The organism is Streptococcus gordonii, from assembly GCF_001553855.1.
Lineage (GTDB): Bacteria > Bacillota > Bacilli > Lactobacillales > Streptococcaceae > Streptococcus > Streptococcus gordonii.
This window is the reverse complement of sequence record NZ_LQWV01000039.1, coordinates 1-17,244: the sequence shown is the minus strand read 5'-3', so window position 1 is coordinate 17,244 and position 17,244 is coordinate 1. Positions and strand designations below refer to the sequence as shown.

Genomic DNA, 17,244 nt, shown 5'->3' with positions numbered 1-17,244 from the left:
GGTTTTCTTTTTGAGTAGGCTGTAAATAACTAGATTGGCAGAAGTCATGTTAGTGACTCACATTATATTAGAAATAGATAAATAAAGGAGTTTATTATGCAAGTAATTAAACGCAGTGGTGAAGTTGTAGATTTTGATCCGGATAAAATCTATCAAGCTGTCTTAAAGGCTGCTCAGACAGTCTATGTTTTGACTGATGATTTACGGCAAAATTTAGCACAAGTTACAAAAAAAGTAGTTTTGGATTTGCAAGAAGCTAAAGTTGAACGAGCAACTATCAGTATGATTCAGTCTATGGTTGAAAGTCGTTTGTTGGGTGCTGGTTATATTACCATTGCTGAGCATTATATTTCTTATCGCTTGCAACGAGACTTAGAGCGTAGTGGTTATGGAGATCATATTGCAGTGCACCTTCACTTTGAACAAGTTAGATAAATGATAAAGCCCATTGGGGCTTTTTTGTTTCACTGAGAATTTTTAATCTTGCCTCTTAAAATTTTGAAATATGTTAAAATAGATAAAGATGAAATTATTCTAAAAGATATTCGCTGAAAGGAAAAAATATGGCAACGATTCAATGGTTTCCAGGGCATATGTCCAAAGCTCGGAGACAGGTTCAAGAAAGTATTAAATTTGTTGATTTTGTGACTGTCTTGGTTGATGCCCGTCTCCCTTTATCTAGTCAAAATCCCATGCTAACTAAAATTATAGGAGAAAAGCCCAAGCTTTTGATTTTAAATAAAGCGGATTTAGCTGATCCTGTCCGTCTCAAGGAGTGGCAGACTTATTTTGAAGGTCAAGGAATTCTTACTTTGGCTCTTAATTCTAAAGAACAGTCTGCCGTTAAAAAGGTGACAGACGCTGCTAAGAAACTGATGGCTGACAAATTAGCTCGTCAGAAGGAGAGGGGAATTCGGATCGAAACTCTGCGTACCATGATAATCGGTATTCCCAATGCTGGAAAATCAACTCTCATGAACCGCTTGGCTGGTAAGAAAATTGCTGTTGTAGGAAATAAGCCCGGTGTGACAAAAGGTCAGCAATGGCTCAAGTCAAATAAAGATTTGGAAATCTTGGATACACCAGGTATCCTTTGGCCTAAGTTTGAAGACGAGATGGTTGCTCTCAAGTTAGCTCTGACTGGTGCAATCAAGGATAATCTACTGCCTATGGATGAAGTGACGATTTTTGGACTCAATTATTTTAAGGAGCATTATCCTGAAGAGCTAGTGGGTCGCTATAAACAGTTAGATCTAAGTCAAGAAGCGCCAGATATAATTATGGATATGACCCAAAAACTTGGTTTCCGTGATGACTACGATCGTTTTTATAGCTTATTTGTCAAAGATGTTCGTGATGGTAAGCTGGGCCGTTACTGCCTGGATACAGTAGGAGAATTAGATGGCAACGATTAAGGAAATTCAGCAGCGCTTGGAGTTGGTGACTGAGTTGTCTGATTCTTTTTTAGAAGAGGTGGCGAAGGATCAGCGTAGTGGAGTTCAAAAGGCCGTTGAAAAGCGTAAAAAAGTTATTCAAGCAGAGTTAGATGAAGATTTGCGTTTGGATCAGATGCTACGGTATGAAAAAGAACTTTATCAAGCTGGTTACCAAGCTATTGCTGGAATTGATGAAGTTGGTCGCGGTCCTCTAGCTGGACCAGTTGTCGCTGCAGCTGTCATCTTACCTCCAGGATGTAAAATCAAGGGACTCAACGACAGTAAGAAGATTCCCAAGAAAAAGCACCAAGAAATCTATCAAGCAGTTATGGATAAGGCCTTGGCAGTAGGTATTGGTCTGATGGATAGTGATATCATAGATAAAGTCAATATCTATGAAGCGACCAAGCTTGCTATGAAAGAGGCTTTGTCAAAGCTTCCTCTCAAGCCAGATTATTTGCTGATTGATGCCATGAGACTGGATGTCGAAATTCCACAAGAGTCTATTATTAAAGGAGATGCCAATTCTCTGTCTATCGCAGCGGCTAGCATTGTTGCTAAGGTTACTAGGGATAGACTGATGGCGGACTACGACAAAGAATTTCCTGGTTATGATTTTGCGCAAAATGCTGGCTATGGAACAAAGAGCCACTTGGATGGCTTGGAACGCTATGGAGTGAGTCCGATTCACCGAAAGACATTTGAACCTGTTAAGTCTATGCTTGACTAGTCATGAAGAGGTTGGAAATGCAGATTATTAAAATTTTAAACAATAATGTCGTTATTTCTGAAGAAAACCAAGAAGAAATTGTGCTCATGGGAAGAGGGCTGGCTTTTGGTAGAAAAGTGGGTCAGGAGATCTCGCTTGATCTGATTTAAGAAAAAAATTATTTTGTCAGCAGACAGGAAGCAGTTGATTAACGAAATTGATCCTGAAATTATAGAAATGGCTGGTGAAGTTATTGCATTTGCCCATAAAAAGATTTCTAAAAAGTTAAATTATCATGCTTTTATAGCAATGGCTGACCACATGCATGGAGTCGTTTTGCGAGAGAAGGATGACATCTATTTGAAAAATTTTCTTATGTGGGATATCAAGCGATTTTTTCCGGAGGAATTTGAAGTTGGAAAATATGCAAATCAGCTTCTAAGTCAATATTTTGGTAAAGACTTACCAGATGATGAGGCCGGTTTTATGGCCTTAACAATTGTGAATGCAGAATTAGAGAATGGTGCAGCTGCAAGAGATTTGACCATGTTGATGGAAGAAATCATGACCATTGTCAAGTACAGTTTAGAGATTTCTCTGGATAAGGAAGATATTTATGTACAACGCTTTGTGACTCATCTGAAATTTTTTTGCGAGCGAGTTTTGACAGGCTCTGGATATAGAGACTTAGAAGACAACGAGATGTTTATACTGATGAAGTCTAAATACCCTTGTGCTTTTGAAACAGCTCAAAAAATCGTTGACCATCTTGAAAAAACTCGAAATTACACCACATCAGAAGATGAACAGCTCTATTTAATCATCCACTTATCTCGTATGAAAAGGGAATTATCATGAAGACAGAATATGAAAAAATGATTGCTGGCGAACCTTACCGTCCTCAAGATCAGGAATTAAGGCAATTAGCAACTAAATCAAGGGAATATCAATATACTTTTAATCAAGAACAAGATGGTCATAAACGAAAAGCTATTGTCAAAGAATGGTTTGGTTCTACTGGTGAGAATCTCTCAATTCATCCAATTTTTGTCTGTGACTATGGTGTTAATATCCATATAGGAGAGAACTTTTACTCTAACTGGAATTTGACAATGTTAGATGTTTGTCCGATTCGGATTGGAGATAATGCCATGTTTGGTCCCAATTGTCAATTGCTAACGCCATTACATCCATTGGATCCTGTGGAAAGAAATTCTGGTATTGAGTATGGAGCTCCCATTACCATTGGCGATAATTTCTGGGCTGGTGGTGGTGTAACCATTTTGCCAGGTGTATCCTTGGGAGATAATGTGGTAGTAGGAGCAGGATCAGTTGTGACCAAGTCTTTTGGAGACAATGTTGTTTTAGCTGGAAATCCAGCTCGGATTATCAAAGAAATCCCTAAAACTAAGTCAAATAAAGCCCTGAGCTAATTAACATCCACCTATTTACTTTAGATGAGAAGAGATGATTTTTTAAAGAAATTAGTCGGGATATAAAATAAGACTGTAAAACAGTCTTTTTTTGTATATTTTACGAATATAATAGTGAGGTGAAAAAATGAAAAACTATGATATTTATAAAATGAAACATGCTGGACTGACTAATGGACAAGTTCTCAATGTCTTGAGATATGCTGAAAACAAGGAAAAGGAGCTTTCTTTGCGTGATATAGCGGTGGTTTCAGAGTGCCGTAATCCTGCCCTGTTTATGGAACGCTATAAGCAAGTTGACGACGATTTCTTAAAGAAATCCTTTGAGGAATTTCCCTCTTTTTCTATCTTGGATGAAATTTATCCTTGGGATTTGAGTGAGATATATAACCCACCTGCTCTTTTGTTTTATCAGGGAAATATTGATCTACTTGAATTGCCAAAAGTAGCAGTAGTCGGAAGTCGTGATAGTAGTAAGCTTGGAAATCAGTCCGTTCAGAAAATTATTAAAGAATTGAATAATGAATTAATCATTGTGAGTGGATTAGCTCGTGGGATTGACACAGTTGCTCATATGGCAGCCTTACAGAACGGCGGTCGAACTATAGCTGTTATTGGGACTGGGTTAGATGTTTTTTATCCTAAGGCCAATAAGAAACTTCAGGCTTATATTGGCAAAAATCATCTGGTTTTATCAGAATACGGTCCTGGTGAACAACCCTTGAAGTTTCATTTTCCTGAACGTAATCGAATTATCGCAGGTTTGTGCAGAGGCGTCATTGTTGCTGAAGCTAAGATGAGATCTGGCAGCTTGATTACTTGTGAGCGAGCGATGGAAGAAGGAAGAGATGTATTTGCTATACCTGGATCAATTCTAGATGGAAAATCTGATGGCTGCCATCATTTGATTCAAGAAGGCGCTAAGTGCATTATGTCGGGCTCTGATGTCCTGTCTGAGTTTGATTTTTAAAACAAGTTTTCCTATAGGAGAATTTAACAGTTGACAAGCCTAGAAAAATAGTTTACACTCTATGAGATTTATTCTGATAGAAGGTGTAAAAATTGGTAACAAAAACAAGTAAAAAGTCCACTACCAAGAAAAATCTGGTTATCGTGGAGTCGCCTGCCAAGGCAAAAACAATAGAAAAATACCTGGGAAGGAACTATAAAGTTTTAGCCAGTGTTGGGCATATTCGTGATTTGAAAAAGTCAACAATGTCTATTGATTTTGAAAATAATTATGAACCACAATATATCAATATCCGAGGCAAGGGACCACTCATCAATGATTTAAGGAAAGAAGCAAAAAAAGCTAAACAAGTCTTTCTGGCAAGTGACCCGGACCGAGAAGGAGAGGCTATTTCATGGCATTTGGCGCATATTCTTAACTTGGATGAAAAAGAAAAGAATCGTGTGGTTTTTAACGAAATTACTAAAGACGCAGTCAAGAATGCTTTCAAAGAGCCTCGTCAGATTAATATGGATTTGGTCGATGCCCAACAAGCTCGTCGTGTTTTAGACCGTTTAGTTGGTTATTCTATTTCTCCTATTCTATGGAAAAAAGTCAAGAAAGGTCTGTCAGCTGGTCGGGTTCAGTCTGTTGCTCTCAAGTTAATTATTGACCGAGAAAATGAAATAAATGCTTTCAAGCCTGAAGAGTATTGGACCATTGACTCTACCTTTAAAAAGGGCAGTCGACAATTTCAAGCTAGTTTTTATGGCTTAAATGGCAAAAAAATGAAACTGACCAATAACGATGAAGTGAAAGAAGTTCTTTCACATCTTAAGGGAGATGACTTTAAGGTTGAAAGTGTCGAAAGAAAAGAACGTCGCCGTAATGCTCCCTTGCCGTATACGACTTCTTCTATGCAACAGGATGCTGCTAATAAGATCAATTTCCGGACTCGTAAGACTATGATGGTAGCTCAGCAACTCTATGAAGGTATCAATATCGGTTCTGGCGTTCAAGGTCTTATTACTTATATGCGTACGGATTCAACTCGTATTAGTCCAGTTGCTCAAAATGAAGCTGCTAATTACATTACTGATCGTTTTGGAGCTAAGTATTCAAAACACGGTAGTAAGATTAAAAATGCTTCCGGAGCCCAAGATGCCCACGAAGCTATTCGACCTTCGAGTGTCTTTAATACACCAGAAAGTATTGCAAAGTATCTGGATAAAGATCAGCTGAAGCTCTATACACTGATCTGGAACCGCTTTGTAGCCAGTCAAATGACAGCTGCAGTCTTTGATACTATGAATGTTAAAATTGAACAAAATGGTGTTCAATTTACAGCTAACGGAAGTCAGGTCAAGTTTGATGGTTATCTAGCTATCTATAATGATTCTGATAAAAATAAAATGCTTCCAGATATGGAAAAGGGTGATAGCGTCAAACGTGTCAATAGCAATCCAGAGCAGCACTTTACTCAGCCACCTGCTCGCTATTCTGAAGCCACTCTTATCAAGACTCTCGAAGAAAATGGAGTTGGCCGTCCGTCTACTTATGCACCGACCATTGAGACTATTCAGAAACGCTATTATGTTAAGCTGGTTTCCAAGCGTTTTGAGCCAACAGAACTTGGTGAAATCGTCAATTCTCTAATTGTTGAGTTTTTCCCAGGTATCGTGAATGTGAAATTTACCGCTGAGATGGAAGCAAAACTGGATGATGTAGAAGTTGGGAAAGAGCAGTGGCAGAAGGTTATTGACGAGTTTTACCGACCTTTCGAAAAAGAAGTAGCTAAAGCTGAGTCTGAAATGGAGAAAATCCAAATCAAGGATGAGCCAGCTGGTTTCGACTGCGAGGTTTGTGGCAGTCCGATGGTCATCAAATTGGGTAGATTTGGGAAATTTTATGCCTGCAGTAATTTCCCAGATTGTCGTCATACTCAGGCTATTGTCAAGGAAATTGGCGTGACCTGCCCGCAGTGCCAAAAAGGCCATGTTATTGAACGTAAGACTAAGCGGAATCGTATTTTCTACGGCTGTGATCGTTATCCAGACTGTGACTTTACATCTTGGGATAAGCCAGTCGGACGAAACTGTCCAAAATGTGACCACTATCTGGTTGAAAAGAAAGTCCGTGGTGGCGGTAAGCAGGTAGTTTGTAGCAATGGTGATTATGAAGAAGAAAAGGTCAAATAAGTCTTTTTACCAATCAATTTAGTCCATTTTAACGGCAAAAACAAAAAAATGTCTGTTAAAATGGACATTTTTTGTTTTGTCTGTTATAATAGACAAAAGGAGGTGGTGAAGTGTATATAGCCTTAATTGCAGACGTCATTGACTCAAAACTATTTAAAGAGAGATCAGACTTACAAAAGAAGTTGGAAGCAGTTCTCTTTCATATGAACAATCGCTTTGAAACTTATTTAGCTTCGCGATTAACTTTGACTCTTGGAGATGAATTTCAGGCTTTGTTTACTTTAGATGCACCAATTTTTCAAATTATTGACTCCCTACGTCAAGATTTGAAGCCTGCTCAGCTACGCTTTGGGATTGGTTTGGGGAAAATAGTGACTGACATTGACCCTTTACAGAGTATCGGTGCTGATGGACCTGCCTATTGGAATGCACGAGCTGCTATTAATCTCGTTCATCAAAAGAATGATTATGGAAATACTCAGTTGTATTTTTCTAGTGGAAAAAAGGAAGAAGATTTTCAAATAAATGCTTTATTAGCTGCAGGAGAGGCAATCAAATCAGACTGGCGAGAAAGTCAGGAAGAACTTTTAAGGGGCTTACTCAAACTATCCATCTATAGTGAGGATTTTAGTCAGCAAGAGCTGGCTCAGGCTCTTTCATTAAATCCCAGTGCCCTTTCCAAACGCCTAAAAAGTAGTAGCATCAGAGTCTATCTTCGAAGTAGAGCAGCTGCACTTGCAGCTATCCAAGCCATTGATGTTACAGAAGGAGGTCAGAATGAACGGATTTTCTAGTATGGATTCATATCACCTTTTCGTACTTTTGTTGATTTGTCATTTGTTATCAGATTATTACTTTCAAAGTCAAAAAATGGCTGACAAAAAGGACAAAAACATTCGAGTCCTTGCATTTCATATTTTACTTGTAGGACTACCTTTATTTGTTTTAACTATTATAATACCAAGTTTGTGGTGGAAGACTTTCATTGTTTTCTTAAGCCATGCTCTTATTGATTATTTCAAACCAATCCTACAAAGGATATTCAAGTTAAAAGTGTCAATCATTTTTGTGCTTGATCAACTCCTTCATTTGGCTATTATCTATGGACTCTCTAATATGAATACTGAGTTTTTGCCAAGTTTCCTTCCATTAACTTTCTTAAAAACCGTTTTGTTTGTCTTATTGGTAGGAAAGCCAACCAATATTGCTTTTAGAATTTTATTTGGTAAATTTCAACCAGAAACGAGTCAGGAGTTGGATACGATAGATGGAGCAGGAGCCATGATTGGTTTCCTAGAGCGCCTGGTTATCGGAGCTTGTCTTCTTTATGGACAGTTTGCTTCGATTGGCTTAGTGTTTACAGCTAAATCCATTGCCCGCTATAACAAAATATCGGAAAGTCCAGCATTTGCAGAGTATTACTTGATTGGGTCCTTGGTCAGCATTTTATCAGCCTTGCTTGCAGCCTGGATTGGTATAAAGTAAAGTTTTGAAAGAAATAGTATGAATAATAAATTTACAGAATTTCTAAAAATCGCGTCTCAACTGAATAAGATGGGAATTGTGCCACTGCTGATGGGTTCTCTAGGTCTGGAGCAAGTTACTGGTCAGGACTGGCAGGCGCGGGATATTGATATTCATGTTCATGGTGATGAACGTGGCTGGGAAGCACCAGATGAAGAACGTATTTATGATATGGACAAGATTGAGCCTATGATGGAGCGCTTGGGCTATCGCTTAGTCGATCTGCACGAGCATGAATTTCAAAAAGAAGGCTTGTCTATTGAATTTGGAGTTATGGAAACCTTGGAGGCATTTTCAGGTGTGCCGCTAGAGAAGCTGTCTCGAAGAGAAGTAGAAGGTGTTGAGTTTCTACTGCCGACAGCAGAGCAATTTTTAGCTATCTACCGTGCTTCTTCCCAAGATTCTTACCGAAATGATAATAACAATCATAAGGATTTTGCTAAGATTGCTTATTTGGAAAAAATGACAAAATGATGGACAGACTAGAGTTCTCCTGTCTGTCTTTTTTACTATCTTTTTGTTATAATGGACCAAGTATTAATTTAGAAAGATTTGTGGGTGTCAAACAGTTCAGTGGATTGTTTTGATATGGACTCAGGTTCCACCCAAAGAGGTATTAGTGTCGTGTCTCAATCTTATATCAATGTTATCGGTGCAGGTCTGGCTGGTAGTGAAGCGGCTTATCAGATTGCTAAGCGTGGAATCCCAGTCAAACTCTATGAAATGCGGGGTGTTAAGTCAACGCCTCAACACAAGACTTCAGACTTTGCAGAACTGGTCTGCTCTAACTCTCTGAGAGGAGATTCGCTGACCAATGCTGTCGGTCTGCTCAAGGAAGAAATGCGGCGGTTGGACTCGGTCATCTTAAAGTCAGCAGAAGCAACTCGGGTGCCAGCGGGTGGTGCTTTAGCAGTTGATAGAGAAGGCTTTTCTCAGATGGTGACGGAGCTAGTGACCAACCATCCACTGATCGAGGTTATTCGTGAAGAAATCACAGAAATTCCGGAGGATGCCATCACAGTCATTGCGACAGGACCCTTGACCAGCGATGCTTTGGCTGAAAAAATCCACGCGCTCAATGGAGGCGACGGTTTTTATTTCTACGACGCAGCAGCGCCAATCATTGATGTCAATACCATTGATATGACCAAGGTCTATCTCAAATCCCGCTATGATAAGGGCGAAGCAGCCTATCTCAACGCGCCAATGACCAAACAAGAATTTATGGATTTCCATGATGCTTTGGTCAATGCTGAGGAAGCACCGCTCAATTCCTTTGAAAAAGAAAAATACTTTGAAGGCTGTATGCCTATTGAAGTTATGGCCAAGCGAGGTATAAAAACCATGATTTATGGACCGATGAAGCCGGTTGGTTTAGAATATCCAGATGACTACCAAGGACCTCGCGACGGAGACTTTAAGACGCCATATGCTGTGGTGCAGCTCCGTCAGGACAATGCAGCAGGCAGTCTTTACAATATCGTCGGCTTCCAGACTCATCTCAAATGGGGCGAACAAAAGCGGGTCTTTCAAATGATTCCTGGCCTTGAGAATGCAGAATTTGTTCGCTATGGTGTCATGCATCGAAACTCCTATATGGACTCTCCAAATCTGCTGGAACAGACTTTCCGCTCTAAGAAACATCCAAATCTTTTCTTTGCAGGTCAAATGACTGGAGTTGAAGGGTACGTAGAGTCAGCAGCTTCAGGTCTAGTTGCTGGTATTAACGCTGCTCGACTCTTCAAGGGAGAAGAAGCACTTGTCTTTCCAGAAACAACAGCTATTGGAAGTCTGCCTCATTATGTTACTCATGCTGACAGCAAGCATTTCCAACCCATGAATGTCAATTTTGGGATTATCAAAGAATTGGAAGGTCCGCGCATTCGTGATAAAAAAGAACGTTACGAAAAAATCGCCGAGCGAGCATTAAAAGACTTACAATTTTATCAAGAAATTTAAAAAAAAGTTAGGATTTTCTTGATTTTGTGCTATAATAAATAAAAAATTTGGAAATCGGACATCAATGACCAACCTACAATCTCAAATTAGGAGGAGACCATGAACCAAAAAGTAAAAAATCTGCTGGATGATTGGCTAATTAATAATCCTGCCTTGTATGAAATCGCCAATAGTGTGCGCACGAAAATACGGCAACTGTCAGATACGGTAGTCGAAGAAGTGAAATATGGCGGTATTTTGTTTGCCGCCCCCGAACCGTTTTGCGGCATTTTTGTTTATAAGCAGCATGTAACTGTGGAATTTGGTCGTGGCGCCGAGATGGCAGACCCATACGGTTTGTTGGAAGGCAAGGGTAAAGGCCGTCGCCATTTGAAATTACATACGCTTGAAGATATAGAAAACAAGCATTTGACGGATTACTTGCGATTGGCTCAAAAAGCAGCAGAATAAAATTGCTGAGCGAGCCTTGCAGGACTTAGCACCTTATCTTGATAAATAAGAGGTTTGATTAAAAAAATATTTTAAAAAGATTGCATAAAAGTCTTGCAATCTTTTTTTATCTATGATATGATTATCAATGGTTTGAAAAAACTGCCTAAGACAGTAGGGGAGCTCGACTCATAAAAATCCTACCGAGGACAAAACGTATCATGTAAAAAGAAGCGTATTGTACTTTCGTGTCTAGGTTTGGGCGCGTTTTTCTTTTGGAAAAATCCCCAAGCAAAATAATTACGGAGGTGAACACACTAATGAGTGAAGCAATTATTGCTAAAAAAGCGGAACTAGTTGACGTAGTAGCTGAAAAAATGAAAGCTGCTGCATCAATCGTCGTTGTTGACGCTCGTGGTTTGACAGTTGAGCAAGATACAGTTCTTCGTCGTGAGCTTCGTGGAAGCGAAGTTGAGTATAAAGTTATCAAAAACTCAATTTTACGTCGTGCAGCTGAAAAAGCTGGTCTTGAAGATCTTGCATCAGTTTTTGTTGGACCATCTGCAGTAGCATTTTCTAACGAAGATGTTATCGCGCCAGCGAAAATCTTGAACGACTTTTCTAAAAACGCGGAAGCACTTGAGATTAAGGGTGGTGCTATTGAAGGCGCTGTCGCATCTAAAGAAGAGATTCTTGCACTTGCAACTCTTCCAAACCGCGAAGGACTTCTTTCTATGCTCCTTTCTGTACTTCAAGCGCCAGTTCGCAACGTTGCACTTGCTGTCAAAGCAGTCGCAGACAACAAAGAAGACGCAGCTTAATCTTAAGCTACGCAGTGTAGCCTAGCTACGAAAAAATATTTAAAATTAAAAAACTTATTTGGAGGAAATAACAATGGCATTGAACATTGAAAACATTATTGCTGAAATTAAAGAAGCTTCAATCCTTGAATTGAACGACCTTGTAAAAGCTATCGAAGAAGAATTTGGTGTAACTGCAGCTGCTCCTGTAGCTGTAGCTGCTGCTGGCGCTGCTGATGCAGGTGCTGCAAAAGACTCATTTGACGTAGAATTGACTTCTGCTGGTGACAAAAAAGTTGGCGTTATCAAAGTTGTACGTGAAATCACTGGTCTTGGCCTTAAAGAAGCTAAAGAACTTGTTGACGGTGCACCAGCACTTGTTAAAGAAGGCGTTGCAACTGCAGAAGCTGAAGAAATCAAAGCTAAATTGGAAGAAGCAGGCGCTTCAGTTACTCTTAAATAATAGAGTAACGCAAATTGAATGCAAAAGCCTAGTATATTAAGGTTAAGAATTGCTTAAGGTGATTTAAATCTTAAATAGGGGTGCTATTCCCCACCAAATCCCCGCCAAGTTAGATCTTGGCGGGGATTTTTTTCTACAACAAAATAGACTATATAATTCCTTTGTTAGTTTTATCTTATGCAGAAAATATAGTACTATTTTAACCTAAATCCAATCATCGCCTTCAACTGGTGCATAAGCCCACCACACCCAAGCTAAACCAAGATCAGTAGCTTGAATAATATTATTTTGCATAGTAATTAAATTATGATGAAGTGCAAAATCAATGTATTCATCTAATTGATTTCTTTTATCGGTATAGCCTTCTTCAATTAATTTAGAGATTGATTCAGGTAGACTCACGTAATCTAAAAAGCTAGTGAAGTAGGTATCTGTTATTAGTGTTTCACAAATTTCAAAATTTGAACCTTTGAATTCTCTTTGTAAATGATTTTTAATTGACATTCTTTTACTTCTTTGAAATTTATAGTATGTCAGAAAAATGTGTTAAAACTGTAAGCTATACAACAGCCTATATTTTGAGTATGCCATAAAAACGCAGAAAAACTGTTTTTTTCCGTTGATTTCATGAGTAATCGTGAGTGATGTCTACCTAATAAGACGAGCAATCTCTGTAGATTTCTCACCCATCTTGAGATAGCGCTCATTTTACCACATTCAGAGTCTGATAATTAAGAATAGTTTGATTTTTCGTTGGAATGATTAGTGGGTATGTTCATCTACTTTTATACTGAATTGGAGAATTCTTATATATCAGAAGAATATGACTTTTGTGTTATACTTCATCTTACAACCGCACTTGAATAAAAGTTTAGAAATGTTATAATACATATGTTGAGAGTGGTTAGATCACTTTTTGAAATAAATAATTGGCACATTGTCAAGTCAAGTGCAACAAGTTCATGGATAGACTAGGATTCCATTGTTTAGGCTGTTTGGACTAGCCCAAACAGAAATTGTGAAGTTTTGTACTGATGAAGTCGCCTAGTTCTTTAATAGCTGAGAGATATTGAGCGAGTTCTTCGTCAGTCAGCGGATTGAGAGATTTGACTTTAGGGAGAAACTCTCTGAGGAGCCCGTTGAAGTTCTCATTTGAACCTCTTTCATGTGATGAATGACGAACATGTCTTTTCTGTTGCACTTCATTTTACAACACGGGAAATAAATAATTCCTTGAAAACGATTTTCTGTGAGTGCAGGAGACTCTGTTTGCCTGTGTATTTCATATCGACATTTAAAAAAAGGGGGAGGTTGTGTCTTATGAAGAGAAAACAACAGGATTTTAGAAAGGAGAAGTACCTTCGTTATAGTATTCGGAAGTACAGCTTTGGGGCAGCATCGGTGGCAATTGCAGCCGGTTTGATGTTCCTAGGTAATGGTGCAGTATCTGCTACGGAGGTACAAGGTTCTGATACTACAGTAACAGTAACTAAATCAACAGCAACACCAGCACCGACGGATAAGTTGGAGTCAGATTTAGCAACAGTGAGATCTGAAGTTGTGACACCACCAACAACAGTATTAGCAGAAAAACCGGAGTCGCCTTCAACAGCGGTGAAACCTGAAGTTGCAACACCAGCAACTGCAGAGAAGGAAGATAAGATAGTAGAAGCTAAAAAAGCTGATAAGACTGCTCTGACTAAAAAAGTAGTTGAGTTAGAAGCAAAAGTTGCGTCTGCAAAGAAAGCTGATGCAACAGCAATAGTTACAGCAAATGAAGTATTGACTGCTGCAAAGGCAGTTCTTGCAAACGAAACTGCAAAACAGGCTGATATCGATGCAGAACTTGCTAAAGTTGAAGCTTTGATCACGGTTGTAGTTGAGTCAGACGAAGCTGGGAAACAAGTTGAGGAAACAGAAACAACTACAGCAGTCAAACCAGTAGCGACCACTGCTACAGAAAAAGCTGTAGAAGAATCTAAAAAGGTTTTGGAACAGGTCACGTCAGAAGCGGAAGTGACAAATGTTCTTGCAGATGAAGCAGTTCGTAGAAATAAGGTTGAAGACGCAAGCAAAGCAGCCATCGAAGCGGCAGTAGTCAACAATAAAGCAGCTATTGCGGAAGCTAAGAAAGTTTTAGCAGCTGATAACGTTACCGCACAGCAAATTAACACCCAACTATCACGCTTAAATGATTCCATTCTTGCTGTCTACAATGATCTTAAAAAAGCAGGAGTTGGAAAAGACGGGAATTTTGGAGTAGCTTTGGCTGCTCAAGATTTCTATGCTGAAGAAGGAACAAATGTCTCTCGTGTCTCAGAAATAAATGCTTCAAATCACACAGGTAAGGATACCTATACGATTCCAGTACAAGAAATTAAATTAATTACGGGTACTGATGCTACAGGGCTAGAGATTGAAGTCTATTCTAATCAGCGGGTTGGTAATGATACAAATGCTGGAAATGGGATGCATACAGAACAAGGTGGAAAGACTGGTCATAACAACAAAGGACGTGTAGACTATCCATTAACCCCTGATGCCGCTAAAAAATTAGCAGAAGAAGCCCCTCTTTGGAGAAACAAACTCCGTGCGGATGGGTCAAGAATTTTAAACGCTGCAACATCGATTTACTCTGCTAATGGTGGTTATGAATACCTAGCTACAGAAATTTATGGATTGGGTTACGAACAAGGAATTGATCGTGTACTAATTAAAGGCTTGAAAGATCGTATCGCTGTTTCTGAAAATGCCAAGCAAGCTGGTTGGAGTTTAACTTCTGTAACTCCAACTAACCTTGTGCCGGGATTGACATACGATTCAGAAACAGACACAATTCAAGGAAAAGTTATAGCGGATATTGAAAATGGAGTTTATGATTTACGATTTAATATTACTGCGACCAATACAGATGGTCGTACGGTAACTTTCCAAATTCAGAATCTTCGTGCTGGTTGGGTCGGGTGGCAAGATAGTACGCCTCCTAAAATAAAATCAGATTCTAAGCGTTATGATCGTAATGTTGGTGACGATGCTAATGTAAATATTCAATTTTATGATGAGTCAGGTGCAAGTGCAACACCAGCAAATAGTCGAGGAACTTATAACTATACGACGGTTGAAGGCAAAGTTGTAAGAGTACCTCAAAGATTCTCTAAATCAGTAACAGGAGTTTCGGGATATAATACTATTGGTGAAGCATTAGATGATTCCAAAGTATTAATTCCAGGAACTAAATATAGTGTTGCGAATAGTACTTCTGAAGAGCAAGCTGCTGATCAAACGAATATGGGGAGAGGAATCATTTCTGGAAAATTAACTGAAGCAGGAATTTACACAGTCTCCGTATTTGCAAAAGATTATGATAAGTTGGCTAATAATAATGTCTGGAACCAATCTGGACAAGAAGCACATGCTACTGTAACATTAGTTGTGAAACCAAAGGTTGAGGTTCAAAACGTCGAAACTTACTCAAAGGTTGTACCAGTTAAAATTTCTAAAGGTGCATCAAGTGCTAAGATAACAATGCCGGATGGTACTGTAACCAATCTAAAAGCAGTTAACGGCAAATGGCTCGTAGACAGTGGTTCAACCAACACAGCTGTTTCTGAGAATCAAGAATTAGGTACTGTTGATTCAGATACAGTATTTAATATTCCTGTGACATCAGAGGCAACTGCCAAAGTTGGTGTGAACAATATTAAAGTGGAAGCATCTGTTGAAAATGTTAAGGGAACTTTCTTACGTGAACAAGTTGAATTAAATGGAACGGATGGGCAAAAACATACTGCGACTTTTAATAAGGCTACCGGACACTGGGAGTTACCTGGCGACTATGCTGAAAGTAAAACACTGAATGGTGATGGTACGACAAGATGGACTAAACGTCAAGTGTACACAGAAGCTCAGCAAGACGGTGGTATGAAATTTTATATCTATGAGTACATTCGACAGCTTGATAGCACTGGGAAAGTGACAAGTGTAGAAACGCCAACTCGTCCAGAAACGATTTATGTTTCTAGGAATACTAATCAGGTAGGAGATGGAATGTCAGTAACTGTCACTTACAATAAACATTCAAATACCTGGGCGTCATCTGATGGAACTGAAGTGACTGCTACTAAGCTTGAAAATGACTCTTGGGAAGTTCATACTAAGTCAGGATTTGGTGGTATTATTAGAGGGACGATTGCAACAAATACTGATGTGGCAACTGTAGTAAATACAAAACCAACAGCAACTTCACAAGATTATACTTCAACAAAAGGTACAGTTGTTGACCTTCGTAATGAAGCAAAAGCTGCAGTAAGCATCTCAGACTCTGAAGATACTAAATATGGAAAAACTACCTATATCACTCGAATCACAGTAACATCGCCTTCAGGAGTTCAAAAAGCATTTGATACCAAACAAGATGCAAATAACTATAATATTGCTAGTGGATATAGCTTAAATGAAGTAGGAGTATATACAGTTAAGATTGATGTTATTGATAGTAATGGAAATTATATTACTGAAGCAACAATCGGTGGAACTGAGTCGGGAGTTGATCATGGAGTTGATTCATCAACCGCTACAACAACCTACCATATTACAGTAACTGATACGATTGAAGGACATAATGTGACTTCGACTGATATTCAAGGTGCTACTCAAAAAGAAACTCCAACCTTTACATCTGTTGGAGATGGATCACCAGTAAAACCAAGTGCTTCTTCGCCTGCTAAGTTAGTAGATCCAAAAACAGGTGGATTTGTTGATACTCTAACAATTGATGGTCAGGGTACCTACTCAATTAATAATGAAACAGGTGAAGTAACTTTTGTTCCATTGAAGACATTTACCGGTACAGCTACACCTGTCACAGTTTCACTTACTGCCAAATTAGGAAAAGATGCAAATGATACTGATATTACAGCAACTGCTACAGCAACGTATACTCCAACTGTAATACCTGTTAAACCAACTTCTACAGATGATGAATCTGAAGGACCTAAAGGGCAAAAACAAAACGGTACACCAACTTTTACTGGTGGTAAAGTTGAAGTAAACGGTGTAGAAAAGACTGTTGAAATTGATGAAAATGTTAAACCAACCTTTGATGATGGGACAACTAAGAAAGTTGTTCCGGGAGAAGGAACTTATACCATTGATGAAAATGGTGTGGTAACTTTCACACCAGAAAAAGACTTTGTTGGGAAGGCTTCAGGAGTTACAGTCAAACGAGTTGATAAGAACGGAACAGAAATAACTGCAAAATACACTCCGACTGTCCGTCCAATTACTTCATTTGTAGATACTAAGGGGAATACATTAGTTCCAACTGAAGACGGTGAACAACCTA

General features: G+C 39.0%; 15 protein-coding genes, 2 pseudogenes and 1 other annotated feature. Of the genes and pseudogenes, 15 read left to right on the top strand and 2 right to left on the bottom strand.

What is annotated here, in order from left to right; translation table 11 throughout:
• Positions 1–96: 96 nt before the first annotated feature.
• The 14 genes and pseudogenes from AWH02_RS08580 to rplL all read left to right on the top strand — a co-directional run bounded on the left by AWH02_RS08580 (position 97) and on the right by rplL (position 11,900).
• Positions 97–435, top strand: coding sequence for an ATP cone domain-containing protein (locus AWH02_RS08580; protein WP_008808609.1), 339 nt, complete (start codon positions 97–99; stop codon positions 433–435).
• Between the two features lie 128 nt (positions 436–563).
• Entirely contained in the window at positions 564–1,415 is an 852-nt protein-coding gene (gene ylqF / locus AWH02_RS08575) for a ribosome biogenesis GTPase YlqF (RefSeq protein ID WP_060553554.1), read from the top strand.
• Positions 1,402–2,166: a ribonuclease HII gene (locus AWH02_RS08570; protein ID WP_060553555.1), complete on the top strand. Its 765-nt coding sequence runs from the start codon at positions 1,402–1,404 to the stop codon at positions 2,164–2,166. Before ylqF ends, AWH02_RS08570 begins: the two co-directional genes overlap by 14 nt.
• A gap of 17 nt (positions 2,167–2,183) precedes the next feature.
• A pseudogene (locus tag AWH02_RS08565) lies at positions 2,184–3,003 on the top strand (PRD domain-containing protein).
• A complete protein-coding gene (locus AWH02_RS08560) occupies positions 3,000–3,578 on the top strand; it encodes a sugar O-acetyltransferase (RefSeq protein ID WP_060553556.1) in 579 nt (192 codons plus the stop codon). The pseudogene AWH02_RS08565 and the gene AWH02_RS08560 overlap by 4 nt, the downstream one beginning before the upstream one ends.
• A 127-nt stretch (positions 3,579–3,705) precedes the next feature.
• Positions 3,706–4,548 carry a DNA-processing protein DprA gene (gene dprA / locus AWH02_RS08555; protein ID WP_060553557.1) on the top strand — a complete coding sequence of 281 codons (843 nt, stop codon included), beginning with the start codon at positions 3,706–3,708 and terminating at the stop codon, positions 4,546–4,548.
• A gap of 92 nt (positions 4,549–4,640) precedes the next feature.
• Positions 4,641–6,725, top strand: a complete 2,085-nt coding sequence (gene topA / locus AWH02_RS08550; RefSeq protein WP_060553558.1) for a type I DNA topoisomerase — start codon at positions 4,641–4,643, stop codon at positions 6,723–6,725.
• A 110-nt stretch (positions 6,726–6,835) separates the two neighbouring features.
• Entirely contained in the window at positions 6,836–7,519 is a 684-nt protein-coding gene (locus tag AWH02_RS08545; RefSeq protein WP_045635330.1) for a SatD family protein, read from the top strand.
• Positions 7,503–8,210: a DUF3307 domain-containing protein gene (locus tag AWH02_RS08540; protein ID WP_045503124.1), complete on the top strand. Its 708-nt coding sequence runs from the start codon at positions 7,503–7,505 to the stop codon at positions 8,208–8,210. Before AWH02_RS08545 ends, AWH02_RS08540 begins: the two co-directional genes overlap by 17 nt.
• An 18-nt stretch (positions 8,211–8,228) precedes the next feature.
• Complete coding sequence (locus AWH02_RS08535) at positions 8,229–8,723, top strand: phosphoribosylanthranilate isomerase (protein ID WP_045503121.1); 495 nt, start codon at positions 8,229–8,231, stop codon at positions 8,721–8,723.
• A 150-nt stretch (positions 8,724–8,873) separates the two neighbouring features.
• Positions 8,874–10,208, top strand: a complete 1,335-nt coding sequence (gene trmFO, locus AWH02_RS08530) for a methylenetetrahydrofolate--tRNA-(uracil(54)-C(5))-methyltransferase (FADH(2)-oxidizing) TrmFO (protein ID WP_045503118.1) — start codon at positions 8,874–8,876, stop codon at positions 10,206–10,208.
• Between the two features lie 99 nt (positions 10,209–10,307).
• Entirely contained in the window at positions 10,308–10,658 is a 351-nt protein-coding gene (locus AWH02_RS08525) for a DUF1801 domain-containing protein (protein ID WP_002906562.1), read from the top strand.
• Between the two features lie 126 nt (positions 10,659–10,784).
• Positions 10,785–10,920 (top strand) — a sequence feature (ribosomal protein L10 leader region).
• 37 nt (positions 10,921–10,957) lie between these two features.
• Entirely contained in the window at positions 10,958–11,458 is a 501-nt protein-coding gene (gene rplJ, locus AWH02_RS08520) for a 50S ribosomal protein L10 (RefSeq protein ID WP_001287277.1), read from the top strand.
• Between the two features lie 73 nt (positions 11,459–11,531).
• Positions 11,532–11,900 (top strand): 50S ribosomal protein L7/L12, encoded by a 369-nt coding sequence (rplL, locus tag AWH02_RS08515; RefSeq protein ID WP_001196965.1) that lies wholly within the window; start codon positions 11,532–11,534, stop codon positions 11,898–11,900.
• 204 nt (positions 11,901–12,104) lie between these two features.
• Here rplL and AWH02_RS08510 read toward each other — a convergent pair whose 3' ends face one another.
• Positions 12,105–12,404: a hypothetical protein gene (locus AWH02_RS08510; RefSeq protein WP_045503110.1), complete on the bottom strand. Its 300-nt coding sequence runs from the start codon at positions 12,402–12,404 to the stop codon at positions 12,105–12,107.
• 482 nt (positions 12,405–12,886) lie between these two features.
• Positions 12,887–13,077: pseudogene (locus tag AWH02_RS11210) on the bottom strand (IS30 family transposase); the annotation flags it as partial.
• Positions 13,078–13,220: 143 nt separating this feature from the next.
• Here AWH02_RS11210 and AWH02_RS08505 point away from each other — a divergent pair.
• Positions 13,221–17,244, top strand: a 4,024-nt coding sequence (locus AWH02_RS08505; RefSeq protein WP_060954924.1) for a YSIRK-type signal peptide-containing protein, incomplete at its 3' end; no start/stop codon positions are given.